The 23491-nt window shown below is 70.1% G+C and carries 25 protein-coding genes and 2 riboswitches; of the genes, 17 read left to right on the forward strand and 8 right to left on the reverse strand.

Annotation, left to right across the window (positions count from 1 at the left end; all coding sequences use genetic code 11):
- The first annotated feature begins 100 nt into the window (after nt 1-100).
- Both ACZZ98_RS17450 and gcvP read left to right on the forward strand, forming a co-directional pair.
- The gene (locus ACZZ98_RS17450) at nt 101-676 is read left to right on the forward strand and encodes a MerR family transcriptional regulator (RefSeq protein ID WP_380089307.1); all 576 of its coding nucleotides are present in this window, start codon (nt 101-103) and stop codon (nt 674-676) included.
- A gap of 70 nt (nt 677-746) precedes the next feature.
- A riboswitch (glycine riboswitch) is annotated at nt 747-846 on the forward strand.
- A 74-nt stretch (nt 847-920) separates the two neighbouring features.
- Entirely contained in the window at nt 921-3809 is a 2889-nt protein-coding gene (gcvP, locus tag ACZZ98_RS17455) for an aminomethyl-transferring glycine dehydrogenase (protein ID WP_463517427.1), read from the forward strand.
- Between the two features lie 186 nt (nt 3810-3995).
- Here the strand turns inward: gcvP and ACZZ98_RS17460 are convergent, their stop codons facing one another.
- Both ACZZ98_RS17460 and ACZZ98_RS17465 read right to left on the reverse strand, forming a co-directional pair.
- On the reverse strand, nt 3996-7136 hold the full coding sequence (locus tag ACZZ98_RS17460; RefSeq protein WP_463517428.1) for an AAA family ATPase: 3141 nt from the start codon (nt 7134-7136) through the stop codon (nt 3996-3998).
- Nucleotides 7133-8311 (reverse strand): exonuclease SbcCD subunit D, encoded by a 1179-nt coding sequence (locus ACZZ98_RS17465; RefSeq protein ID WP_463517429.1) that lies wholly within the window; start codon nt 8309-8311, stop codon nt 7133-7135. Before ACZZ98_RS17465 ends, ACZZ98_RS17460 begins: the two co-directional genes overlap by 4 nt.
- A 137-nt stretch (nt 8312-8448) precedes the next feature.
- Here ACZZ98_RS17465 and ACZZ98_RS17470 point away from each other — a divergent pair, with 137 nt between their 5' ends.
- Nucleotides 8449-9936 (forward strand): glutamate-cysteine ligase family protein, encoded by a 1488-nt coding sequence (locus tag ACZZ98_RS17470; RefSeq protein ID WP_463517430.1) that lies wholly within the window; start codon nt 8449-8451, stop codon nt 9934-9936.
- 44 nt (nt 9937-9980) lie between these two features.
- Here the strand turns inward: ACZZ98_RS17470 and ACZZ98_RS17475 are convergent, their stop codons facing one another.
- Nucleotides 9981-10589, reverse strand: a complete 609-nt coding sequence (locus ACZZ98_RS17475) for a histidine phosphatase family protein (RefSeq protein WP_463517431.1) — start codon at nt 10587-10589, stop codon at nt 9981-9983.
- 89 nt (nt 10590-10678) lie between these two features.
- Here ACZZ98_RS17475 and ACZZ98_RS17480 point away from each other — a divergent pair, with 89 nt between their 5' ends.
- From ACZZ98_RS17480 to ACZZ98_RS17520, 9 genes are all read left to right on the forward strand, one after another.
- Complete coding sequence (locus ACZZ98_RS17480) at nt 10679-11224, forward strand: DUF1697 domain-containing protein (RefSeq protein ID WP_463517432.1); 546 nt, start codon at nt 10679-10681, stop codon at nt 11222-11224.
- Nucleotides 11221-11679 (forward strand): OsmC family protein, encoded by a 459-nt coding sequence (locus ACZZ98_RS17485; RefSeq protein WP_463517433.1) that lies wholly within the window; start codon nt 11221-11223, stop codon nt 11677-11679. The genes ACZZ98_RS17480 and ACZZ98_RS17485 overlap by 4 nt, the downstream gene beginning before the upstream one ends.
- 3 nt (nt 11680-11682) lie before the next feature.
- Nucleotides 11683-12306 carry an L-threonylcarbamoyladenylate synthase gene (locus ACZZ98_RS17490; protein ID WP_463517434.1) on the forward strand — a complete coding sequence of 208 codons (624 nt, stop codon included), beginning with the start codon at nt 11683-11685 and terminating at the stop codon, nt 12304-12306.
- 15 nt (nt 12307-12321) lie between these two features.
- Nucleotides 12322-13107 (forward strand): GNAT family N-acetyltransferase, encoded by a 786-nt coding sequence (locus ACZZ98_RS17495; RefSeq protein WP_463517435.1) that lies wholly within the window; start codon nt 12322-12324, stop codon nt 13105-13107.
- 281 nt (nt 13108-13388) lie between these two features.
- On the forward strand, nt 13389-13697 hold the full coding sequence (locus ACZZ98_RS17500) for a DUF1905 domain-containing protein (protein WP_463517436.1): 309 nt from the start codon (nt 13389-13391) through the stop codon (nt 13695-13697).
- Between the two features lie 15 nt (nt 13698-13712).
- Entirely contained in the window at nt 13713-14027 is a 315-nt protein-coding gene (locus ACZZ98_RS17505; protein ID WP_463517437.1) for a hypothetical protein, read from the forward strand.
- Nucleotides 14024-14866 carry a methyltransferase domain-containing protein gene (locus ACZZ98_RS17510; RefSeq protein WP_463517438.1) on the forward strand — a complete coding sequence of 281 codons (843 nt, stop codon included), beginning with the start codon at nt 14024-14026 and terminating at the stop codon, nt 14864-14866. The genes ACZZ98_RS17505 and ACZZ98_RS17510 overlap by 4 nt, the downstream gene beginning before the upstream one ends.
- Nucleotides 14867-14888: 22 nt before the next feature.
- Entirely contained in the window at nt 14889-15485 is a 597-nt protein-coding gene (locus ACZZ98_RS17515) for a GNAT family N-acetyltransferase (protein ID WP_463517439.1), read from the forward strand.
- A 48-nt stretch (nt 15486-15533) separates the two neighbouring features.
- Nucleotides 15534-15977, forward strand: a complete 444-nt coding sequence (locus ACZZ98_RS17520) for a hypothetical protein (protein ID WP_463517440.1) — start codon at nt 15534-15536, stop codon at nt 15975-15977.
- Here the strand turns inward: ACZZ98_RS17520 and ACZZ98_RS17525 are convergent.
- Together ACZZ98_RS17525 and ACZZ98_RS17530 are read right to left on the reverse strand one after the other, a co-directional pair.
- Complete coding sequence (locus ACZZ98_RS17525) at nt 15964-17067, reverse strand: sensor histidine kinase (RefSeq protein WP_463517441.1); 1104 nt, start codon at nt 17065-17067, stop codon at nt 15964-15966. The two genes, ACZZ98_RS17520 and ACZZ98_RS17525, sit on opposite strands and share 14 nt — an antisense overlap.
- Nucleotides 17060-17755, reverse strand: coding sequence for a response regulator transcription factor (locus tag ACZZ98_RS17530; protein WP_463517442.1), 696 nt, complete (start codon nt 17753-17755; stop codon nt 17060-17062). Before ACZZ98_RS17530 ends, ACZZ98_RS17525 begins: the two co-directional genes overlap by 8 nt.
- 255 nt (nt 17756-18010) lie before the next feature.
- Between ACZZ98_RS17530 and ACZZ98_RS17535 the strand changes: the two genes are divergently transcribed.
- From ACZZ98_RS17535 to helR, 3 genes are all read left to right on the forward strand, one after another.
- Entirely contained in the window at nt 18011-18481 is a 471-nt protein-coding gene (locus tag ACZZ98_RS17535) for a M15 family metallopeptidase (protein WP_463517443.1), read from the forward strand.
- Between the two features lie 245 nt (nt 18482-18726).
- Nucleotides 18727-18861 carry a hypothetical protein gene (locus ACZZ98_RS17540; protein ID WP_463517444.1) on the forward strand — a complete coding sequence of 45 codons (135 nt, stop codon included), beginning with the start codon at nt 18727-18729 and terminating at the stop codon, nt 18859-18861.
- A gap of 182 nt (nt 18862-19043) precedes the next feature.
- Entirely contained in the window at nt 19044-21197 is a 2154-nt protein-coding gene (gene helR / locus ACZZ98_RS17545; RefSeq protein ID WP_463517445.1) for an RNA polymerase recycling motor ATPase HelR, read from the forward strand.
- Nucleotides 21198-21245: 48 nt separating this feature from the next.
- Here the strand turns inward: helR and ACZZ98_RS17550 are convergent, their stop codons facing one another.
- Both ACZZ98_RS17550 and ACZZ98_RS17555 read right to left on the reverse strand, forming a co-directional pair.
- A complete protein-coding gene (locus ACZZ98_RS17550; RefSeq protein WP_463517446.1) occupies nt 21246-21650 on the reverse strand; it encodes a VOC family protein in 405 nt (134 codons plus the stop codon).
- Between the two features lie 10 nt (nt 21651-21660).
- Entirely contained in the window at nt 21661-22104 is a 444-nt protein-coding gene (locus tag ACZZ98_RS17555; RefSeq protein ID WP_463517447.1) for a helix-turn-helix transcriptional regulator, read from the reverse strand.
- Between the two features lie 83 nt (nt 22105-22187).
- Between ACZZ98_RS17555 and ACZZ98_RS17560 the strand changes: the two genes are divergently transcribed.
- On the forward strand, nt 22188-22649 hold the full coding sequence (locus ACZZ98_RS17560) for a GNAT family N-acetyltransferase (protein ID WP_463517448.1): 462 nt from the start codon (nt 22188-22190) through the stop codon (nt 22647-22649).
- 51 nt (nt 22650-22700) lie between these two features.
- A riboswitch (guanidine-III (ykkC-III) riboswitch) is annotated at nt 22701-22766 on the forward strand.
- A gap of 13 nt (nt 22767-22779) precedes the next feature.
- Nucleotides 22780-23094, forward strand: coding sequence for a DMT family transporter (locus tag ACZZ98_RS17565; RefSeq protein ID WP_463517449.1), 315 nt, complete (start codon nt 22780-22782; stop codon nt 23092-23094).
- Here the strand turns inward: ACZZ98_RS17565 and ACZZ98_RS17570 are convergent.
- Nucleotides 23084-23419: a single-stranded DNA-binding protein gene (locus ACZZ98_RS17570; RefSeq protein WP_463517450.1), complete on the reverse strand. Its 336-nt coding sequence runs from the start codon at nt 23417-23419 to the stop codon at nt 23084-23086. The genes ACZZ98_RS17565 and ACZZ98_RS17570 overlap by 11 nt on opposite strands.
- Nucleotides 23420-23491 lie beyond the last annotated feature (72 nt).

Below are 23491 nucleotides of genomic sequence, written 5' to 3' on the forward strand. Positions count from 1 at the left end.
TAGGGTCCAGTGGTAGTTGACCCTGGGTGCTCGGCGCCATAGCGTCACCTCAACAGAACGACGTCCATGTAGTTACACCGTGTCGCAGCAGGAGGCTGGCGTGAACGCCATCGAGGAACATCCCAAGGCTCACGTGCCCGTCGCGGCCCAGGGGCTGCTCTTCACGGACGACCTGCCCGAGCTCGACGAGGAGATGGGCTACCGCGGCCCGACCGCGTGCAAGGCGGCCGGGATCACCTACCGCCAGCTCGACTACTGGGCCCGGACCTCGCTCGTGGAGCCGTCGGTCCGCGGGGCCGCAGGGTCGGGCTCACAGCGTCTCTACGGCTTCCGCGACATCCTCGCGCTCAAGATCGTCAAGCGGCTGCTCGACACCGGGGTCTCTCTGCAGCAGATCCGGGGAGCCGTCCAGGTCCTGCGTGACCGCGGCGTCGACGACCTGGCCCAGATCACCCTCATGAGCGATGGTGCCTCCGTCTACGAGTGCACGTCCAACGAAGAGGTCATCGACCTCCTCCAGGGCGGTCAGGGTGTCTTCGGCATCGCCGTCGGCAAGGTCTGGCGCGAGGTCGAGGGCGACCTGTCGCACCTGCCGAGCGAGCGTCTCTCCGACGAGACGCCGGCGGCCCACCCCGACGACGAGCTGAGTGCGCGTCGCGCTGCGCGACTCGCCTGACCCACGACCGACGCAGCAGACGGCGCGTGCCCTCCGGGGTGCGCGCCGTTTGTTACGCTGGGCGCGCCGCAAACACCGTGCGGGAGAGTCCCCGGTCGCACGTCGGAGCCGGGGCGCCGAAGGGGCAAACTCCCCGGAACCTCTCAGGCGCAAAGGACCGCACGGATCAGGCACCTCTGAAACGGCTCCTGCCGCGACAGAAGGGGAGGCCCGTGCCCGTCCGTGCGCCAGGAGCCTCACCCTCATGACCGACCTCACGACCCACGCCAGTGACCTGCCCGCCTTCGCGGAGCGCCACATCGGCCCCGACGACGAGCAGATCGCCGAGATGCTTGCGACCATCGGTCGCTCAAGCCTGGACGACCTGACCGAGACCGCCGTGCCGGCTGCCATCCGCGCGACCCGAGCCATGGCCATCGAACCCGCCGACTCCGAGTTCGCCGTCGTCGAGGAGCTGCGCGGCCTCGCCGGCCGCAACCAGGTCCTCACGTCGATGATCGGGCTGGGCTACTACGGCACGATCACCCCGGCGGTGATCCAGCGCAACGTCCTCGAGAACCCGGCCTGGTACACGGCATACACGCCCTACCAGCCGGAGATCTCGCAGGGCAGGTTGGAGGCGCTCCTCAACTTCCAGACCGTGGTGAGCGACCTCACCGGGCTGAGCACCGCCGGCGCCTCCCTCCTCGACGAGGCGACCGCGGCGGCCGAGGCGATGACGCTCATGCGCCGCTCGAGCAAGGCTGCGTCCGAGGCGGTTCTCCTCGTCGACGAGGCGATCTTCCCCCAGACGGTCGCCGTGATGCAGACCCGAGCCCTCCCGCTCGGCATCGAGATCGTCGTGGCCGACCTGTCGTCGGTGACGACGGGTGAGGAGCTCGTCGCGGCTGCTGGTGGGCATGACGTCTTCGGTGTCATCGTCCAGTACCCCGATCTCCACGGCCGGCTGCGCGACCACCGAGCCCTGGCCGACGCGGCCCACGAGGCTGGTGCCCTCGTCACGGCGGCGGCCGACCTCATGGCCCTCACCCTGGCCACGGCGCCGGGGGAGTGGGGCGCCGACATCGCGGTCGGGACCACCCAGCGGTTCGGTGTCCCCATGGGCTTCGGCGGACCCCACGCCGGCTACATGTCCGTGCGTGCCGGACTCGAGCGGACCCTGCCCGGCCGACTGGTCGGCGTGTCGGTCGACGTCACCGGCGCACCGGCATACCGGCTTGCGCTCCAGACCCGGGAGCAGCACATCCGCCGGGAGAAGGCGACCTCCAACATCTGCACCGCACAGGTGCTGTTGGCGGTCATGGCCAGCATGTATGCCGTCTACCACGGTCCGCGTGGGCTGCGCGCCATCGCGCTCCGCACGCACGCGCACGCGACGGCTCTTGCCGCCGCGCTTCGTGACGGTGGTTTCGAGGTGGCCGACGAGGCGGTCTTCGACACGTTGTCGGTCCGGGTGCCGGGCCGTGCCGACGAGATCGTCGCGGCTGCCCTGGCCGAGCACACCAACGTCTGGCGGCATGACGCCGACACCGTGCTGATCTCGGTCGACGAGACCACCGACCTCCACGACCTCGACAAGGTCTGCCGGGCGTTCGGTGTGGACGCGCCGTCGGCGGTGGCGGTCGCCGAGCCCGCCTGGGACGGTGCCCTGCTCCGCACGTCCGACTACCTGACCCACCCGGTCTTCACGAGCCACCACAGCGAGACGTCGATGCTGCGCTACCTGCGTCGGCTCTCGGACCGCGACTTCGCCCTCGACCGCGGCATGATCCCGCTCGGCTCGTGCACCATGAAGCTCAACGCGACGACCGAGATGCTCGCCATCACCTGGCCGGAGTTCGCGAACCTCCACCCCTTCGCCCCGCTCGACCAGACCGAGGGCATCCGCCACCTCGTGAGCGAGCTGGAGCAGTGGCTCTGCGACATCACCGGCTACGACGCGGTCTCGCTCCAGCCCAACGCGGGTTCTCAGGGTGAGTTCGCCGGCCTGCTGGCCATCGCGGCATACCACCGCTCGCAGGGGCAGGGGGAGCGCACCGTGTGCCTCATCCCCGCCAGCGCCCACGGCACCAATGCCGCCAGCGCGGTGATGGCCGGGATGAAGGTCGTCGTCGTCAAGACCGACGTCATCACCGGCAACGTCGACATGGACGACCTCAAGACCAAGGTCGAGGAGCACCGGGACGACCTCGCCGCGATCATGGTGACGTACCCCTCCACGCACGGCGTCTTCGAGGACACGATCACCGACCTGTGCGCCATGGTGCACGACGCCGGCGGCCAGGTCTATGTCGACGGGGCCAACCTCAACGCCCTCGTCGGCCTGGCCCAGCCCGGGCGTTTCGGTGCCGACGTGTCGCACCTCAACCTCCACAAGACGTTCTGCATCCCCCACGGCGGGGGCGGTCCCGGCGTGGGTCCGGTCGCGTGCCGTGAGCACCTCGCACCCTTCCTTCCCAACCACCCGTTGGACCCGGAGGCAGGTCCCGAGACCGGCGTGGGTCCGATCTCGGCCGCGCCCTACGGCTCGGCGGGCATCCTGCCGATCTCGTGGGCCTACGTGCGCCTCATGGGAGCCGCGGGTCTGCGTCGTGCCACCGAGGTGGCCGTCCTCAACGCCAACTACGTCGCGGCGCGGCTGCGCGACCACTACCCGGTGCTCTACTCGGGTGAGGGAGGGCTCGTCGCCCACGAGTGCATCCTCGACGTGCGTCCCCTCACCAAGCAGACGGGCGTGAGCGTCGACGACATCGCGAAGCGGCTCATTGACTACGGCTTCCACGCACCGACGATGTCGTTCCCGGTGGCGGGCACGCTCATGGTCGAGCCGACCGAGAGCGAGGACAAGCTCGAGCTCGATCGTTTCTGCGACGCCATGATCGCCATCCGCGAGGAGATCGACGCGGTCGGTGCTGCCGGCAACGCTGCGACGAGCGTGCTGCGCGGAGCGCCGCACACGGCGGTCTCGCTGGCAGGGGACTGGGACGTCGACTACAGCCGGCAGGATGCTGCCTTCCCCAAGGGCGTCGACCCGCTCGCGAAGTACTGGCCGCCGGTGCGCCGCATCGACGGTGCCTACGGCGACCGCCACCTCGTCTGCTCGTGCCCGCCGCCGGAGGCATTCGAGGACTGAGCTGCCCGAACAGCCGGTCGAGAGGAGAGAACTCGCCGTCTCCACCACGACGGAGGCGGCGAGTTCTCTCCTCTCGACTGGCGCGGGTCGGCGCGCGGCCGGAGAGCGGCGGCATACGCCATTGAGAGCATGGAACCCCCTCCGCGTTACGGCCCGGAAAGTCGCTGACTCCTGACCGTCAGCCGGTCACGCGGCGCTCTCGGCTCCGGGGGTCGAGAGCGCGACGGTGCTGCCGCTGGCGCTCTTGCGGACGACGAGCTGGCTGGTGATCCGGCTGCGGAGCTCGCCGACGTGAGAGACGACGCCGACCGCTCGCCCACCCTCGCGCAGGGAGTCCAGGACGGAGATGACCTGTTCGAGGCTCTCGTCGTCGAGAGTGCCGAAGCCCTCGTCGACGAACAGGGTGCCGAGGTCGAAGCCACCCGACTCCTCGCGCACGGCGTCGGCCAGCCCCAAGGCGAGGGCGAGTGAGGCCATGAAGGCCTCACCACCGGACAGGGTGGAGGTCTCGCGGCTCACCCCGGTCCACTGGTCGAGGACGCGGAGCCCCAGCCCACTGCGGGCCCCGCGCGCGGCCAACCGGTCCGAGTGCTCGAGCGTGTAGCGACCGTCACCCATGATGCGGAGCCGCTCGTTGGCCAGCCGGGCGACGGTGTCGAGTCGGCTGGCGAGCACGAACGAGGTGAGCCGCATGCGCAGGGTGTTGTTGAGCCCGCCGCCGGTGAAGGTGTCGGCGAGCTCCTTGATCCGGTGGTGGTGGGTCAGGGCCGGCCCGGCGGCATCGAGGCCCGCCATGAGGCTCGACCGCACGGTGGTGAACGCCCGGCGGGCCGCGCTGGCCTCGGTCTGGGTGGACTGCGCCGCGAGCAGGATCGAGCGTGCCTGCTGCGCGGCCGACACGACGGCGTCGAGGTCCGGCACCGGAGCGGCTTCGGCCGCAACGACGTCGGCGTCCCCGAGGACGGCGTTGGCGGAGGAGCGTGCCCGGTCGTGGTCGTGCAGCCGGTCGCGAAGCCGGTCGAGGGCCGCGGGTGGCATCGCCGCGGCGGAGGCGTCGGCGAGGGAGGCGAACCCGGCCTCGGCAGCCGCGGCCTCCCCGGCTTCGGCAGCGGAGGCAAGTCGTGACGAGGACTCGTCGTGGCGGGCCCGGGCCTGCTCCCAGGCCCGGGTCGTCACGACCATGCTCTCGTGCGACCGGACGATGTCTCGGGTCGTGCCTGCGGGGTCGCCCGACGCAGCTGGCACCGACTCTGCGCGAGCTCCCGCTGCCGCGGTGGAGGAGGTGCAGGGGCAGGTCGAGTGGCCCATGAGGAGCGCGCCGATGGCGGCGGCGTCGGCGGCGTCGGCTGCTCGGGCCTGCTCGGCCACGGTGGTGGCGCGGGCCAGGTCCTGCTGCGCAGCGGTGACGGCCTCGTCGACTCGCTGCAGCTCGGCGCGGGCGTCAACGAGGCGCTGCTCGCCCGACATCCGCTGCGCGGCACGGGTCCGCACCTGCGCCTGCCGTGCTGCCGCGGACGCGGACTCGTCGGTCAGGGTCCGCAGGTCGAGGTCGCGCACGGAGTCGACGCCGAGGACTCGCAGTGCCTCGCTGAGCAGCGCCTGTGCGCTTGCAGCCGCGGTCTCGGCCTGCTGGTGCGCACGCGTCAGGGCAGCATGGGTGCGCCGCGCCTCGTCGAGCTCGGTCGCGCCCACCCGGTTGCCCTGGCGAGCCGGCGCCGGGTGCTCGTCGGCACCACACACCGGACACGACTCGCCGTCGACCAGGCCTTCGGCCAGCTCTGCCGCCATCTGCGACAACCGCCGCGAGACGACGTCCTGCTCGTGGTCGCGGGCATCCTGAGCAGCCGAGCGGGCCTGCGCGGCAGTGGTGGCGAGACCTGACACCGTGACCTCGTCCTTGACCACGCGGCGAGCGAGCCGCAGCCTGTCGTGAGCCACCTCGGCAGCACTGTCCACTCCCTCACGGGAGGCCTCGGCCTCGAGGGCATCGGCAACCACCGACTCGGCCTCGACGAGGTGGTCCTTGGCTGCGGCACGGTCGGCGTCGGCGCTCTCGAGGACTCGGGTGGCATCCGTGATGGCGTCGAGGTGGTCACTGGCCTGCCGGGCTCGCAGGCCACGGGCTGCCTCGAGGCGGACCAGCTCGCGCAGGGTGTCGTCATGACCCTCCAGGGCGTCGAGCAGGGCCGTGGGATCCACAGCCCCTGGGCTGAGGGACCGCACGCGAGCCATGGCTGCGTCGAGGGCCGTCGTGGCGCGCTCGAGCTCGGTGGCCTCGCGGGCCATGGCGACGAGGTGGCCACGGACCGAGGCGGCGCGGCTGGCCGCGTCGTGGGTGAGCCGGGCAGCGGAGATGTCGTCGTGGACCTCGTCGAGGTCGGCGAGGGTGGCGCGAGCGACTCTGGCCCGCTCCCGCAGGGCCGTGAGGCTGCGAGCGCGCTCGGCCTCGGTGGCGGCGGACGCCTCAGACGCCACGGCAGCGTCGAGGGCGACCATGGCCTCGGAGAGCCGCTCGTCGAGGTCTCTGCCGATGGCGTCGAGCAAGGCTCGGATCCCGTCCGGCGACGTCGGGTCGAGGGCCGGGCGACCCGCGAGCGTGCGATCGTCAGCACCCGGCACGGCCTCGGTGTCACCATCGAGGGCGGAGTCGTCAAGACCACTCGCGGCCACGACATCGGCGAGGCGGGCGAGGTCGGTGTCGATGCCCGCCCGCAGCTCGGTGACCGCCGCATCGCTCGCGCGGCGTGCGTCGACGAGCCACTCCTCGACGTCGGCGAAGCGCGTGATGTCGAAGAGCTTCTCGAGAAGGGCCCGTCGCTCGTCGTCCTTGGCGGTGAGGAACGCAGCGAACTCACCCTGCGGGAGCATGGCCACCTTGGCGAACTGCTCCTTGCCCATGCCGAGCACGTCGTGGAGGACCTCGGCGGCCTCGTCGTTGCGGGTCGAGACGACCGTCCAGTCACCACCACGCAGCTCGGACAGGACCACCGTGGCGGGAGCCTCGATCGTGCCGGTGCCACGCTTCTTGGGTCGCGCGTGAGCGGGCGACCGGCGGATCGCGAACCTGCGTGTGCCACAGGTGAACTCGAGCTCAACCGAGGGACTCGTGGTGGGGGCGGCGTGGTCGCTCACGATGCCCCGCTTGTCGCGCAGGCCGGGGACGTCGGCGAAGAGCGCGAAGCAGATCGCGTCGAGGAGGCTGGTCTTGCCGGCACCGGTCGGCCCGTGGATGAGGAACAGCCCGGCGGAGGTCAGCACGTCGAAGTCGACGGAGATCTCGTCGGGGAACGGACCGAAGGCGGTCGCGCTCAGGCGGTGGATCCTCATGCCGCCCCCGTGACCCGGTGGGTGGACGTGCCGCCCTCGTCCTCACCGGCCGATCGACGCAGCCTGGCCCCCTCGACGGCCCGGCCGAGCAGCAGCCGCTCGTCCTCGTCGGGGCCGTGCCCGCCGCGGACGTGGGTGAGGAAGTCGCAGCACACGTCGAGGTCCGAGCGTTCGGTGAGCGACGCGGCATACGCGCTCATCGTCGTGACCGAACCGGTGGGAGCGAAGCGCAGGTCCAGGGTGTGCGGGAAGCGGACCCGCAGGCGCTCCATGGCTCCCAGCGGACGGATCGGGTCGGTCAGGGTGACCTGGACCCACGCGGACTCGGCGGCCGTGTGACGCGGGTCCCCGAGCAGATCGTCCAGGGTGCCGCGGAGCAGGACGAGGGGACGTTCGACGGGAGCCGCCACGAAGTCGGTGACGGGGGCCTCGCCCGAGAGGTCGACGAGCCAGGACCCCTTGGTGTGGCTCGCCTCGCTGAACGACATCGCCACGGGTGACCCGGAGTAGCGGACCCACTCCGACACCTGCTGACGGCCGTGCAGGTGGCCCAGGGCTGCGTAGTCGACCCCGGCGAAGACCTCGGGGGGCACAGCCGCGACACCACCCACGGAGATGTCACGCTCGGACTCGCTCGTGGCGCCTCCGGTGACGAAGGCGTGCGCCATGACCACGGAGCGTCGCGCACCGCCGGCCGCGAGCGAGGAGCGCACCCGCTCCATCGCTGCGCGGAGCACGCCGGCGTGGGTGCGTTCGCCGGTGCCCAAGGGGCCGGCCGACAGGGACGGCTCGAGGTAGGGGAGCGCATGGATGGCGACGTCACCGACGACGACGGGGCGGCCGATGTCGTCGATGCTCGTGCGGATGTGCAGGCCGGAGCGCTCGAGCAGGCGCGAGGCGAACCCCAGTCGGATGGCGGAGTCGTGGTTGCCGCTGGAGAGCACGACGGCGGCCCCCGCGTCGATGAGCCGCTCGACCGCGTCCGAGAGCATGGCCACCGTGTCGGGCGCGGGCAGGGCCCGGTCGTAGATGTCACCGGAGACGACCACCGCGGCGACGGACTCGGAGCGCACGACCTCGACGAGGTGGTCGAGGAAGGCGGACTGGGCGCCCTGCAGCCCCACCTGGTGAAATGCCCGTCCCAGGTGCCAGTCGGAGGTGTGGATCATGCGCACGTCACCGAGGCTAGGTGGGGGCGCCGACAGCCCCCGTGACCGAAACGCGGATTCGCCCACGTTCCGTTCGCGCGCTGTGCTCGGATGGTGATTGACTCGGCCTCCGAGCAGACGAACCACGATGAGATCGGGAGGTGATGGGCGTGGGTGCTGAGGTCAGCGCGCAGAGCTACACACGCGAGGAGCGGCAGCGCTATCGCGAGAAGGTGCGGCAGAACCTCGACGTCTTCGAGCGGATGCTGGGCCAGCACTCGTTCGAGTTCGACCGACCCCTGACCGGTCTCGAGATCGAGCTCAACCTCGTCAACGAGGACTTCGACCCGCACTTCGCCAACGCCGAGGTGCTCTCGGCCATCGCGGACCCCGGCTACCAGACCGAGCTGGCGCAGTACAACATCGAGCTCAACGTGCTCCCGCGGCCGCTGCCCGGCGACTCCGCCCTCGAGCTCGAGAGCGACCTGCGTGAGTCGCTCAACGCCGCCGACGGCAAGGCACGAGAGGTCGGCTCGCGGCTCGTGACGATCGGCATCCTGCCGACGATCATGCCGGAGCACTACGAGGGGGAGTGGATCAGCGACAACAACCGCTACACCGCCCTCAACGACTCGATCTTCGTCGCCCGTGGGGAGGACATCTTCCTCGACATCACCGGTCCGGGAGGCGAACGGGTGGCGACCTACTGTGACTCGATCGCACCCGAGTCCGCGTGCACGAGTGTCCAGCTGCACCTCCAGGTGGCCCCCTCCGACTTCGCCGACCACTGGAACGCCGCGCAGGCGGTCTCACCCGTCCAGGTGGCCCTGGCCGCGAACTCGCCCTTCTTCTTCGGTCAACGGCTCCATGCCGAGACCCGGATCGAGCTCTTCAAGCAGGCGACCGACACCCGGCCCATCGAGCTGAAGAACCAGGGCGTGCGACCGCGCGTCTTCTTCGGTGAGCGCTGGATCACCTCGATCTTCGACCTCTTCGAGGAGAACTCGCGCTACTTCCCGGCGCTCCTCGCCGAGACGACGGACGAGGACCCGATGGCCAAGCTCGAGGCGGGGGAGGCCCCCGACCTGGCCGAGCTGCGACTGCACAACGGCACGGTCTACCGCTGGAACCGGCCCATCTACGACATCGTCAAGGGGCGGCCCCACCTCCGGGTCGAGAACCGGGTGCTCCCCGCCGGCCCGACGATCGCCGACACCATGGCCAACGCCGCCTTCTACTACGGCGTCGTGCGCAAGCTGGCGTCGACCGAGCGTCCCGTGTGGACCAAGATGAGCTTCGCGGCCTGCGAGGAGAACTTCCACCGCGGGGCCCGTGACGGCATCGAGGCACGCCTCTACTGGCCCGGGTTCGGCGAGGTCGGGGCCGACGAGCTCGTCCTGCGTCACCTCCTGCCGCTCGCCCACGAGGGGCTGCAGGAGTGGGGTGTCTCCCAGGCGGTGCGGGACAGGTTCCTCGGCATCATCGAGGCGCGGTGCCAGGCCGGCGCCAACGGCGCCACCTGGCAGACCGACACGGTCCGGCGCTTCGAGGAGCGCGGCTCCGACCGGCGCACGGCGCTGCACCAGATGCTCGAGCTCTACACCGAGCACATGGGCACCAACGAGCCGGTCCACACCTGGCCGCTGCCCTGAGCCCGCTGCCCTGAGCCCGCCTCCAGGCTCGGCCCCACCAGGGCTCAGCCCAGGCTGTTCCACAGCTTGATCGCGGGCTGCTCGCGTTCGTACTCGAGCACGCTGACCGATCCCGCGTCGAGCAGCAGCTTGGCGGCGAACCTCGGCTGCTCGCGCAGGAAGACGGCGGCCAGCACCCGCAGGGCGTGGCCGTGCCCGAAGAGCAGCACGTCTCGCGAGGCCACCACCGGCGCGGCCCGCAGCAGGACCCGTGACGCCCGGGCAGCGACCTCCTCCACCGTCTCGCCGGGGCTCTCCCCGGCGGGCACACCGTGCTCGAACGCCGCCCAGTCGTAGCCGAGCTCGGCCCGGATCTCCTTGGTCGTGCGGCCCTCGTAGGCTCCGTAGTCCCACTCGACGAGGTTGGGATCGACCTCGGGAGAGGGGAACCCGGCGATGGCCGCCGTGCGACGGGCGCGCTGCATGGGGGAGGTGAGGACGAGACCGAAGTCGAAGCCCGACAGCCGCTCGCCCAGGGTCAGGGCATCGGCCTCTCCCTGCTCGGTGAGAGGGATGTCCGTCGTGCCGGTGTGCTGACCCGACTCGCTCCACTCGGTCTTGCCGTGGCGGACGAGGACGATGCGTCCCTCGGGGACAGCAGGTGGACCAGTCATGTGGCTCACTCTGGCAGGAGCCTCACCACCTCCGCCACCCGCGGGTGAGGGACGGCTCTGCCTCCGCCCCGCTCTGGCAGGATCCTCGTATGCCGCGTCACCTGGCCTTCCTGCGTGCCATCAACCTGGGTGCCCATCACAAGGTGCCGATGGCTGAGCTGCGGAATCGGCTCGAGTCAGCCGGCTTCACCGAGGTGCAGACCCACATCCACACCGGCAACATCGCCCTCACGTCCAGGATGCGTTCGTCCGCCAAGGTCGAGGCTGCGATCGAGGAGCTCCTGCGCGAGTGGCGTGGTTTCGAGGTGCCGACCATGGTCCGCTCACCCGCTGAGCTCCGTGCGCTCGTGCAGGCCATCGAGGCGACCCCTCCGCTCCTCGACGACCAGGCGCGGCGATACGTCGCGTTCGCCAAGGGTGCGGTGAGCGCGACAGCGCAAGGTGCGCTCACGGCATACGCGGACACACCGGAACGTTGCCGTGTCGTGGGCCGGGACCTCCTGCTCGAGCTGGCCGGGAACTTCGCCGCCCCCAAGCTGGGTGGCCCCAGGCTGGAACGTCTGGCCGGCACGACCTTCACCTCGCGCGACCTCAAGGTCGTGCGCGCCATCGACAAGAAGTGGAGCACCACGTGACACAGCCCGACCCGACCGCAGAGACCGGTGGCACCGGACCGGGGCACCGCTCCGTCACACTGAGCCGCACGAGCCACGGCGAGTTCGACGTCACCAACGTGCGCGGTGGAACCATCCACATCGGCACGGGGGAGTCCGACGACTTCACCCCCGTCGAGCTGCTGCTCACGGCCATCGCCGGGTGCAGCGCCGTGGACGTCGACTTCATCACCGCCAAGCGCGCCGAACCGACCGAGTTCGTGGTCGTCAGCGAGGGCGAGAAGGCCAAGAGCGCCGAGAAGGGCAACCACATGGAGGACCTCGAGGTGACCTTCAGGGTGCGCTTCCCGGAGGGCCCGGAGGGCGACAAGGCGCGCGAGATGCTGCCGCGGTCGATCGCCCAGTCCCGCGACCGGCTGTGCACCGTGTCGCGCACCGTCCAGCTGGGGACCCCGATCACGATGCGCGAGGACTGAGCCGTGGCGCGATATCTCGACGTCCACCCGGTCGACCCGCAGCCCCGAGCCATCAAGCAGGCGGTCGACACCCTGCGAGAAGGTGGGCTCATCGCCTACCCGACCGACTCCGGCTACGCCCTGGGAGCGGCACTGGGCAACCAGAGCGCCAAGGACCGCATCCGCGACATCCGTCGGCTCGACGACAAGCACCACTACACCCTGGTCTGCGCCGACTTCGCTCAGCTCGGCCAGTTCGTGCACGTCGACAACGCGGTGTTCAGAGCCGTCAAGGCCTCGACCCCGGGCCCCTACACGTTCATCCTCCCCGCGACGGGTGAGGTGCCCCGTCGGGTGCTTCACCCCAAGAAGAGGACCGTCGGCGTGCGGATCCCGGAGCACCCCGTCGTGCAGGCACTCCTGGCCGAGCTGGGCGAGCCGATGCTCACGTCGACCCTCATCCTCCCGGGCGAGAGCGAGCCCATGACCGACGGCTGGCAGGTCAAGGAGGAGCTGGACCACGTGGTCGACGTCGTCATCGACTCGGGGGAGTGCGGCACCGAGCCGACCACGGTCGTCGACCTCTCCGGCGACGGCGCCGAGGTGCTGCGCGTGGGTGCGGGTGACCCGAGCCGCTTCGAGGCGTGAGCGAGGGGTCACCGCGTGGCTGAGCCGACGTTCCCCGACCTCGTCCTGCAGTCGATCACCCGGCACGGTGTGGCGCCGAGCCGGGGCTACGTGACGCTCGGCCACCACGACGCGCTCATCAGCCACTACCCGCCCGAGCCGGAGCGGCCGTTCGTCGTCCACTGGACCCGGTCGGACCGCGACGCGGACGAGCTCTTCGGTGAGCTCACGGCATACCTGCGGATGTCCGGAGCGCGCAGCGCGGAGTGGTGGTTCCGCGACGACTCGACACCCGTCGGGTTGGAGGAGCTCGTGCTGGCGGCGGGAGCGAGCACCATCGAGGACCAGGTGTGTGTCGCACGCGCCGTGGGCGACGCACCGCCGTCGATCGCGCCGGGTGTGCGGGTCACCCTCGTCCAGGATGCGGCCAGCCTCGACGCCGTGGTCGACATCGGCGTCGAGGTGTTCGACAACCCGCAGCCGCCGGACCGCGCCGCGCTGCTCGCGGAGGTGCTCGACGAGCTCGAGCGCGGAGCAGCCGCCTGGGTCGTGGGGTGGCTCGACGGTGTGCCGGTCGGGCGGGCGCGTGTGGGTTTCGAGTACGGCGTGGCGCCCCTCGTGGGAGCGGCCGTCCTGCCGCACGCCCGCCGACGCGGTGTGTATGCCGCCATGCTGGCTGCGCGGCTCGACCTCGCCTCCACGGCGCGGTGCCACACCGCGGTGACCAAGGCGCGACGCACCCAGTCGCTCCCGGTCCTGCTGCGCGAGGGCTTCACCCCCATCGGGCAGGAGCGCGCCCACCTGCTCGAGATCGTTCCCTGACGTGCGTCACCCCCACCGGTGCCTGAGCCCCTGGACCGGTGGGGGTGACGACGACGACCTGCCCGGGAGGAAATCGAGCAGGCGCGACCGCGGTGGAGTGAAGAACTCCCTGATCCTCACCGCCGCAGCGCCCATCAGCCTAGGAAGGCCGCGGTCAACGCAGGGTCTCTGCCGAGTCAAGAGTTGGTATGCCGGGGTCAAGACTTTGCGGACCAGCTGGGGGAGTGGCTGCTTCTGGTCGGTGGTGGCCGGGTCGGGTTGACGAGGCTAGGTTGGCGGGCGTGATCAGCGACGTCGTCGAGCTGGAGCTCACGGGTGAGGTCTGGGAGTGGCGCGGGCCGGCTCCCTTCCATTTCGTGTCGGTGCCCGAGGAGCTGCACGACGACGTCCGCGAGGCGGCCGAGCTCGTCAGCTACGGATGGGGGATGGTGCCGGTGACGTTGCGCATCGGTGCGACGGAGTGGACGACCTCCCTGTGGCCCAAGGACGGTGGCTACGTGGTGCCGCTCAAGGACCGGGTGCGGCTGGCCGAGTCCGTCGAGCTCGGCGACGTCGTCACGGTGTCGATGTCGATCCACCTGCACGTGTGACGAGGGGATGAGCCCATGACCGCCGAGGATCCACCTCCCGCCGAGGGCGCCGACGTCGATGTCAGCGCCCTGGCCATCAACGTCGCCGTCCCGGAGGCGTTGCAGTGGCGCGACACCCGTCGGGGCGAGGAGTTCCTCCTGCTGTCGCTGAACATCCGCCTCCTGCCGGACGGGCACGTCGCCGCCAAGGCCTACGGGCGGCCGGTGGCGGGTGGTCGCGGTGGCTACACATCCTTTCGCGTGCCGGACCGACCCGAGCTGGTGGCGCTCATCGATGCTGCGGCAACTCGCGCGAGCGCGCTGTGGTCGGCGCATCGGGGGCTGTCGTGACGAGCCCTGCCGGGTCGCAGTCGGTGGGGGAGGGCCGGCACCGCTACACGCAGGGTCATGAGCCCGCCACTCTCGCCTCGCACGGACGACGCACCGCGCAGAGCTCGTGCAGATACCTGCTGCCCGTCCTCGAACCGGGGATGCGGGTCCTCGACGTCGGTTGTGGACCGGGCACCATCACGCTCGACCTGGCCGAGGTCGTGGCTCCCGGAGAGGTGGTCGGGATCGAGCCGGTCGCGGGTCCGCTCGCGGCGGCGCGGGACGAGGCTGCCCGTCGAGGCGACACGACGACGAGATTCGAGCAGGCCGACGTCCTTGACCTGCCCCATGACGACGACAGCTTCGACGTCGTCCATGCCCACCAGGTCCTGCAACACGTGACGGACCCGGTCAAGGCGCTCACCGAGATGGTCAGGGTCTGTCGGCCCGGTGGATGGGTGGCGGCCCGCGACGCCGACTACGCGGCGATGGCCTGGTTTCCCGAGGTGCCAGAGCTCGACGAGTGGCGCTCCATCTATCGGGACGTCGCCCGGGGCAACGGTGCCGAACCCGATGCCGGGCGCCGGCTGCGGGGCTGGGCCCGGGCTGCGGGACTGGGTGACGTCCGCCTGTCGACGAGTGTCTGGACCTACGCCGACGACAGCGCCTGCCGCTGGTGGGGCGAGAGCCAGGCCGAGCGCTATGTGGGCAGGGTGTTCGCGGAGCAGGCCGCTGAGCACGGGGTCGATGCCGAGCAGCTGGCACGAATCGGCGACGGCTGGCGGCGCTGGAGCACCGCCCCCGACGCCTGGTTCGCCATCGTCCACGGCGAGCTGCTCGCACGCCTTCCCCCCGAATGACGGACCGCACTACGGTCGTGGCGTGACGATCCGGCGAGCCACCCTCCAGGACCTCGAGGCGATGCGCCGCGTCTGCCTGCTCACCGGCGACAACGGAACCGACGCGACCGGCCGGTGGTCCGACGACGGTCTCCTGCCGGACGTCTACCTCGAGCCCTACCTGCGATACCCGCAGGGTCTTGCCTGGGTCGTGGATGAGGGCGATGGTGCCGCGGGGTACGTCGTCGCGGTTCCTGACACCGCCGACTTCGTGGCCTGGTGGCGCCGCTCGTGGATGGACGAGTTCGTGAGCCGGCACGGTGACGTGGCAGCGCGCGCAGACGAGGAGTGGCTCTTCGCCGGCGGCACCCGACCGGAGCTGATGCTCTCGCACGCCGATGACTCTGCCTTCCCCGCGCACCTCCACGTCGATCTGCTGCCGCAAGCCCAGGGGCGCGGCCTCGGTCGAGAGCTCCTGCGGACGCTGGCCACGGAACTGGGACGTCTGGGCGTGCCCGGCGTCCACCTGAGGGTCGGCGAGGAGAACCTCGCTGCGGTGGCGTTCTATCGGCGGCTGGGGTTCGACTCGCCGGCGCCGTTCGTCATGACCATGCCGTCGTCACGACTCGCAGGCGCCTGATCGAGCCTGGTGCAACCCGGCAGCAACCCGACACAGATGGAGGCATCAATGCGCAACAAGGACCTGGACCGCCTGGACGTCCTGGTGGGGTCGTGGGACACCACGCTGACCAACGCATGGTTCCTGGAGCCGGCCGACCAGGAGGTGCCGGGATCCGCGACGATCGAGTGGCTGGCCGATGCCTTCCTCGTCGCCCGGTGGACGATGCAGGGAGATGTCGGGGAGGCCACGAGCGAGCAGGTCCTGGTGCTCGGACGCAGCGACGCCCGGGACGAGCTCATCGCGCTCTACCACGACGAACGAGGCGTCTGCCGTGTCTTCGACATGACCTTCGACGGTTCACGGTGGACCCTGCTTCGCGAGGATCCCGACATGTACCAGCGTTTCGTCGCGGACGTCATGCCGGACCGGCTCGACGGCCGCTGGGAGGCCTCCGAGGACCAGGGCTCCACATGGCGCAAGGACTTCGACCTCGTCTTCACCCGTCGGTGAGGTGAGGGGCGAGGGGGAGGCTCACCTTCACGGACAGTCCGCCGCTCGCGCGGGGTGTGAGAGTCAGTGTTCCGTCATGAGCCCGGGCGATGCTCTGGACGATGGTCAGGCCCAGGCCGACACCTGCGTGGTCGGTGCGGATGCGCTCGGTCCCACGCTGGAACGGCTCCACCAGCATGCGCACGAAGTCGGGGGAGAGCTGGACGCCGGTGTTCTCGACCATGATCCACGCGGTCGACGGTCCCACTCCGGTCGTCACCCACACGGTGCCGGCGTCCGGCAGGTTGTGGACGATCGCGTTGTGCACGAGGTTGGTCGTCAGCTGCAGCAGCAGGGCATGTGAGCCGAGGGTGGGGGAGGGGGAGCCGGACGTCTCGATGGTCAGTCCGCGTCGCTCCGCCAGAGGCAGCAGCGTCTCCGTTGCCTCCTCGGCCATGAGGGACAGGTCGACCGGCTCTCGAACGAACGACCCTCGATCGGCGCGGCTCAGGACGAGCAGGGCCTCGGTGAGGTCGATCGCGCGGGAGTTGACGAAGTGGAGACGGTCGATGAGCTCGATGGGGTCGCGGTTCGCGTCCTGGCGGGCCACCTCGAGGAGCGTCTGGGTGATCGCGAGCGGCGTGCGCAGCTCGTGAGAGGCGTTGGCCGCGAACCTCTCCTGCTCGGCGACGTGTGCCTCAAGGCGGATGAGCATCGTGTCGAAGGCGTCGGCGAGCTCACGGAACTCGTCCTGGCGACCTTCCATCCCGATCCGGTGGGTCAGGGAGCCCTCGGCGGCGAGGCGGGTGGCACGGGTGATGCGGGACAGGGGAGCGAGCATGCGCCCGGCGAGGACCCAGCCGCCGACGAGGCCGAACAACAGCAGGGCGGCCATGGCCCACGCCGCCTTGGGCACGAACGCGCGCTGGAGGTCGGAGCGGTTGGGCACGAACCTTGCAGGTCCGGGCCCGGGTCCGGTGGTCACGTCGGGCACGTAGCGCAGGAGGAAGACCCACACCACGGCGAGCAACAGTGCGCCGGCGACCATGAGGAACCCGGCATAGCTGAGGGTGAGCTTGAGCCGAACGCTCGGTCCGGCGGCTCTATCCATGATCCGCTCGCTCAGGTGCCGTGCCGGAGGGCGTGTCGATGCGGTAGCCGACGCCTGGGACCGTCGCGATGACCCAGGGCTCACCGAGCCGTTTGCGCAGGGCCGAGACGGTGATGCGCACGGCATTGGTGAACGGGTCGGCGTTCTCGTCCCACGCCCGTTCCAGCAGCTCCTCGGCGCTGACGACGCCCCCCTCGGCGCTGACGAGCACTTCGAGCACGGCGAACTGCTTCCTCGTCAAGGCGACGTAGCGACCGTCACGGAAGACCTCTCGGCGGAACGGGTCCAGCCTCACCCCGGCGATCTCACGCACGGGTGGGCGGCTGTGACCACGCCGACGGTCGAGAGCCCTGAGACGCAGGACGAGCTCTTGGAGCTCGAAGGGTTTCGTGAGGTAGTCGTCGGCCCCGAGCTCGAACCCGGACGCCTTGTCGTCCAGGCGGTCGGCCGCGGTGAGCATGAGAATGGGTATGCCGCTGCCGGAACGGACGATGTGTCCGGCCACCTCGTCGCCGGACGGGCCCGGGATGTCTCGGTCGAGGACCGCGATGTCATAGGTGTTGATGCCCAGGAGCTCGAGGGCGAGGTCACCGTCGGTCGCGATGTCGGAGGCGATGGCCTCCAGCCGCAGCCCGTCGCGAATGGCCTCGGCCATGAGGGGCTCGTCCTCGACGATCAAGACACGCATGCCGTCGATGCTAGGGCGGGCGGCATATCCGCGGCGTATCCAAAACGGCATACGCGATGGCAACGCGGTGGTGCCTTGACTGGCGTCATGACCTCTCGAGAACCTGCCAGCAGAACGAAGCCTCGCCATCGGTGGGGGCTGCGTCTGGGTGGCCCACTGCTCGTCGCAGCGATGGTGGCAGTGGTGGGCAACCACCTGCAGGGGCCTTCGTCCTCTGCGACGGACGGGACGTCCGCGTCGTCCGAGGTGGTGATCGTGGCTGCCCCCTCACGACTGCCGCCGACCGCCGACGTGCGTGACGGTGCGACGGTCTTCGACACCGACGTCTCGGCGGTGCGCAACCTGGACCCGGACCTCGCAGACGCCCTCCGCCGGGCGGCGGGGGAGGCGCAGAGGGAGGGGGTTGCCTTCGTGGTCAACAGCGGCTGGCGCTCTGCGGATCACCAGGAGCGGCTCCTTCGAGACGCGATCCGCCGCTACGGCTCCAGGGCCGAGGCGGCCCGCTGGGTGGCGACGCCGAGCACGTCGGCCCACGTCGCCGGGGCGGCGGTCGATCTGGGACCTTCGGCTGCGACGACGTGGCTGGCCGAGCACGGCGCCGACCACGGGCTGTGTCAGATCTACCGCAACGAGCCCTGGCACTTCGAGCTGCGTCCTCAGGCCGCCGAGCACGGCTGTCCTCGGATGTATGCCGACCCCACCCAGGACCCGCGGATGCAGCAGTGACGACGGCGTCATTCCGTCGGGCGCCATGGTCCGTGGGAGTGGTCAAGGGCTCTACGTTTGGGCCTAGAGGGGAGGCCGCCCAATGTCCGAACTAGCGTTACTTGACATAATGTCGATTATCGGCGTAATGACGATCGTGCGCACCCACGGGAACCACTGAATATTCACAGGCCGCTGCGAGCTCCGTCCGCGCATCCATCGGCCGTCTGGTCAAGCTGCGAGACAAGGCCTTCGACCTGCACTACGTGGGCCGCGACGGAGTGTGGGCCGAAGGGGTCGAACTCTGGAAGTACCGCCAGGTCACGCGCATCGAGATGGGCGGTCGTTACCTGAATGCGCTGAACGCCTTTGCCGACCAGTATCCGGGCGCCAGAAGGTGATGGGTCCGATCGACGCCAGACGCGTCGGTCGGCTTCGGGGCCAAGGCAGAAAAAAAGGAAGAAACGCTCGACGCGTCCTTCCACTTCCAAGGTATAGCGCATGGGGGGCCTTGCTGCAAGCGGCTGTTCGTGTCCAGAATTTCAGGTCGTGGCCGGAGGTTCCGGCCGGACGGAGCGCTTGAGTGACGACCACGACCACCCCCTTCTTCCACCTTCCCGAGTACCTCTCCCCCAAGGCTGACGAGAGCCAGATCGCTTCTGACGAGCTGCATTTCGCAGCAGTCGCCACCAGTCTCGAGGAGTCCATCGCCCAGCTCTCCGAGCGGCTTGCCGTGGCCCGATCCTCACCGGGTGGGGCGGGTCAGGCCGCCATGGACCGGGACCTCGAGATCCACCGACTCACGGCGCGGCTGCGCGCCCTGACCCGCTACGGCGTCGACCTGTGCCTCGGTCGGATCGTGCCCGCCGACGACGCCGAGCCGGTCTACATCGGCCGGCTGGGACTCACCGACAGTGATGGAACTCGGCTGTTGGTCGACTGGCGCTCCCCCGCCGCCGAGCCCTTCTTCGGCGCCACCCATGCCCACCCGATGGGACTGGCGAGTCGCCGCCGATATCGCTGGCAGGGGGGCAGGGTGACCGACTACTGGGACGAGGTCTTCACTGCCGACGGGCTCGAGGTCCATGCAGCGCTGGACGACCAGTCGGCGTTCATCGCCAGTCTCGCCAGCAGCCGCTCCGAACGCATGCGTGACGTGCTCGGCACCATCCAGGCCGACCAGGACGCGATCGTCAGGGCCGGCTCCAAGGGAGCCCTTGTCGTCGACGGCGGGCCAGGCACGGGCAAGACGGTCGTCGCACTGCACCGGACGGCATACCTGCTGTACTCGGATCCGCGACTCGGCCATCGCAAGGGCGGTGTCCTCTTCGTCGGACCGCACCAGCCCTACCTGGCCTACGTGTCCGACGTCCTGCCGAGCCTGGGCGAGGAAGGTGTGCTCACCTGCACCATCCGCGACCTCGTGACCGAAGGTGCCGATGCCCGGATCGAGGCTGATGCCAATGTTGCTCGCCTCAAGGCCACCGTCGACATGGTGAAGGCGATCGAGCCAGCGGTCGCGCTCTACGAGGAGCCACCCACGGCGGGACTCACGGTCGAGACCCCTTGGGCTGACGTCTGGTTGAGCCCCGAGGACTGGAGCGTCGCCTTCGCTGCTGCGGCGCCCGGCACGCCCCACAACGAGGCTCGGGACGAGATCTGGGACGAGCTCGTGACGATTCTCGTCGAGAAGCACGAGGACGACGAGGTCGGCGCCCCACCCGACCTCCTGCGCCGGACTCTGCTGCAGAACGAAGAGCTGGTGGAGACCTTCCACCGGGCCTGGCCGCTCGTCGAGGCCGCCGACCTCGTGGGCGACCTGTGGTCGGTTCCGGCCTACTTGCGTCGTTGCGCCCCCTGGCTCAGCCGGGACGAGGTCCGGCTGCTCCAGCGCGAGGACGCCCAGGCATGGACCCTCGCCGACCTGCCGCTGCTCGATGCGGCTCGTCAGCGGCTCGGCGACCCCGAGGCGTCGCGACGCCGACGCCGGCAGGAGGCAGCTTCGGCCGTCGAGCGCGAGCAGATGGCCAGAGTCATCGACGACCTCATCGCGGCCGACGACGGTGAGGGTCTGGTGACCATGCTCCGCCACCCGGACATCCGCGAGAACCTCGTCGACGAGACGGCCGGCCGCAGCGCCGGCGCCGACCTGCTCGCCGGGCGCTTCGCGCACGTTGTGGTGGACGAGGCGCAGGAGCTGACCGACGCGCAGTGGCAGATGCTGCTCGTGCGTTGCCCGTCCCGCAGCCTCACCATCGTCGGCGACCGCGCCCAGGCGCGACAGGGTTTCCCGGAGTCCTGGGAGCAACGCCTCGAGCGCATCGGGATCGACCGGGTCACCACGGCCTCGCTCAGCATCAACTACCGCACTCCAGAGGAGGTCATGGCCGAAGCCGCACCGGTCATCCGGGCAGCCCTGCCGGACGCCAACGTGCCGACGAGCATCCGCAGGGCCGGTGTCCCGGTCATCCACGGCCCGCGCTCAGATCGCGACAAGATCCTCACGAGGTGGCTCGCCGAGCACGACGACGGCGTCGCCTGCGTCATCGGTGATCCGAGCTTCGAGGCGACGGACCGGGTGCTGTCCCTGACGCCGGCGCTCTCCAAGGGGCTCGAGTTCGACCTCGTCGTCCTCGTCGACCCCGAGAGGTTCGGCCATGGGGTCGAGGGCGCTGTGGACCGCTACGTCGCCATGACCAGGGCGACCCAGCAGCTCGTGATCCTCACGAGCCGTTGACTCGGTCAGCCACCGAGCCCCTGGGGTGCACATCGGCAGGGGCCCGGATCAGGCCTGGTTGATGCGGACATGGTTGCCGGCGGGGTCGCGGAACGCACAGTCCCGCACGCCATAGGGCTGGTCGGTGGGCGCCTGGATGACGTCGGCGCCGGTCGCCTGGATCTGGTGGAACGTCTCGTCGACGTCGGGCGACTGCAGGACGATGGTCGCGTAGGTGCCCTTGGCCATCATCTCGAGGACCGTGGCACGCTCCTCGTCGGTGATGCCCGGGTCCACGGCGGGCGGCGTGAGGACGATCGTCGTCCCGGAACCGGCTGGACCGACGGTGATCCAACGCATGTTCTCGTAGCCCACGTCGTTGCGGACCTCGAAGCCCAGGACGTCTCGGTAGAAGGCCAACGAGGCTTCGGCGTCGTGGTGCGGGAGGAACGTGTGATGGATGCTCAGGTTCATGCCGCCGACGCTAGCGGGGCTCGAACGGCGGTGCTTCTCGATTCCTGATCGGTCTCGTGACTGCCTTGGTGACGCACGAGGGCAGCTCACCGGCGGACTCCTCGGCCAGCTGGCGATAGGTGCTGGGCGGCATACCCACGAGCTCGGTGAAGCGCGTGCTGAAGGTGCCGAGGGAGGAGAACCCCACCGCGAAGCAGACCTCGGTGACGCTCAGGTCACCCCGACGGAACAGCGACATGGCCCGCTCGATGCGCCGCGTCATGAGATAGCTGTAGGGCGACTCGCCGTACGCCGCCTTGAACGACCGGCTCAGGTGACCTGAGGACATGTGCACGTCCCGCGCCAGCGCCTCGACGTTGAGCGGCAGCGCGAACTCACGGTCCATGCGGTCCCGGACCCGTCGCAGCAGCGCCAGGTCGCGCAACCTGTCGTCCGACGCCGAGTGTCCTGCCACCTTGACGATCTTGCTACGTCACATGGTCTCCCCGCACCCACTCCCCCATGGTCGGTCGTCGCGATGAGCGCTAACCTCGCGGCATGGTGATGAGTTTCCCAGCAGGCACGGACGATGAGTTCCGCTGTGCCGCAGACCTGTTGGTGGACTTCAACACGGAGTACGACGACCCGACGCCAGACCCGGTGTGGCTCGCCGGCCATCTCCAGAGCCTGGTGGAGGGTGGCGACACGAGCGTCCTGCTCACGGGGTCCCCACCCATCGGGCTGGCGATCCTGAGGTTCCGGACGGCGACGTGGGATGCCGGGCAGGAGGCCTACCTCGCGGAGTTCTACGTGGCGCCCGACCACCGCGGCCGCGGCATCGGACGAGCCTTCCTCGCCGAGGTGCTCGACCACGCCCGCGGCCGTGGAGCCGTCTACGCCGACCTCAACACCTCGGAGGACGACGAGGCTGCGCGTCACCTCTACGAGGACGTCGGCTTCGACTGCCACGAGGGGCGGGGCGAGGGTCCGCTCGCCGTCTACTACGAACGCGAGCTGTGACCTCCCGACCGAGCCTGTTTGCCGCCCCCTCCCCCGTGTGAGACCTTGGTCGGAGAGCCTGCTGCAGGCTCCCGGACGAGGGGCGCCGTACCCGGCAACGCGACAAGACGGCCCGCAGGAGGAACTCGTCATGTCGTGGATCGTTCTCGTCCTCTCCGGTGTGTTGGAGGCCGTGTGGGCCACAGCCCTCGGCCGGTCGGAGGGCTTCACCCGACTCGTCCCCACCCTCACCTTCGCCATCGCCCTCGTCCTCAGCATGGGTGGGCTCGCCTTCGCCATGCGCGACCTTCCGGTCGGGACGGCGTATGCCGTGTGGGTCGGGATCGGTGCCGTCCTCACCGTGGGATATGCGATGGTCACCGGCCAGGAACCGACATCACCATTGCGTCTGGTCCTCGTCGCGATGATCGTCGGCGGCGTCGTGGGCCTCAAGCTCACCCACTGACCCGGCGACGTGACAGCTTGGTCACCTCGACCTCGTAGCGGCTCGACGCCCCGCCGGGTGTCCGGAAGAAGCGGCGACGGAGGGCGCCGACGACGTGCACCTGGTCTCCGTCGCCCACCCGCTCGGCGGACCGACGTGTTGTCGACGACCAGCAGGCCAGGTCGATGGTGTCGACCGGACCTCCCTTGGGCCGGGTCACCACCAGTCGCAAGGTCACGAGCTGGTCCCCGCTGGGCAGCTCACGTGACTCGGGTTCGCCGCTCACCCGCCCGGACAGCTCCACCGTGTTGACGGACGGCGTCGTCGGATCGACGATCCTCGTCATGTTCCACTCCCCTGCTCACGCCGCACGCGGCACCAATGTCTGGTGCCAGCGTGTGGTTGCGTGGCCGGGGTC

The sequence above is a fragment of the Knoellia sp. AC549 genome (genome assembly GCF_979258975.1).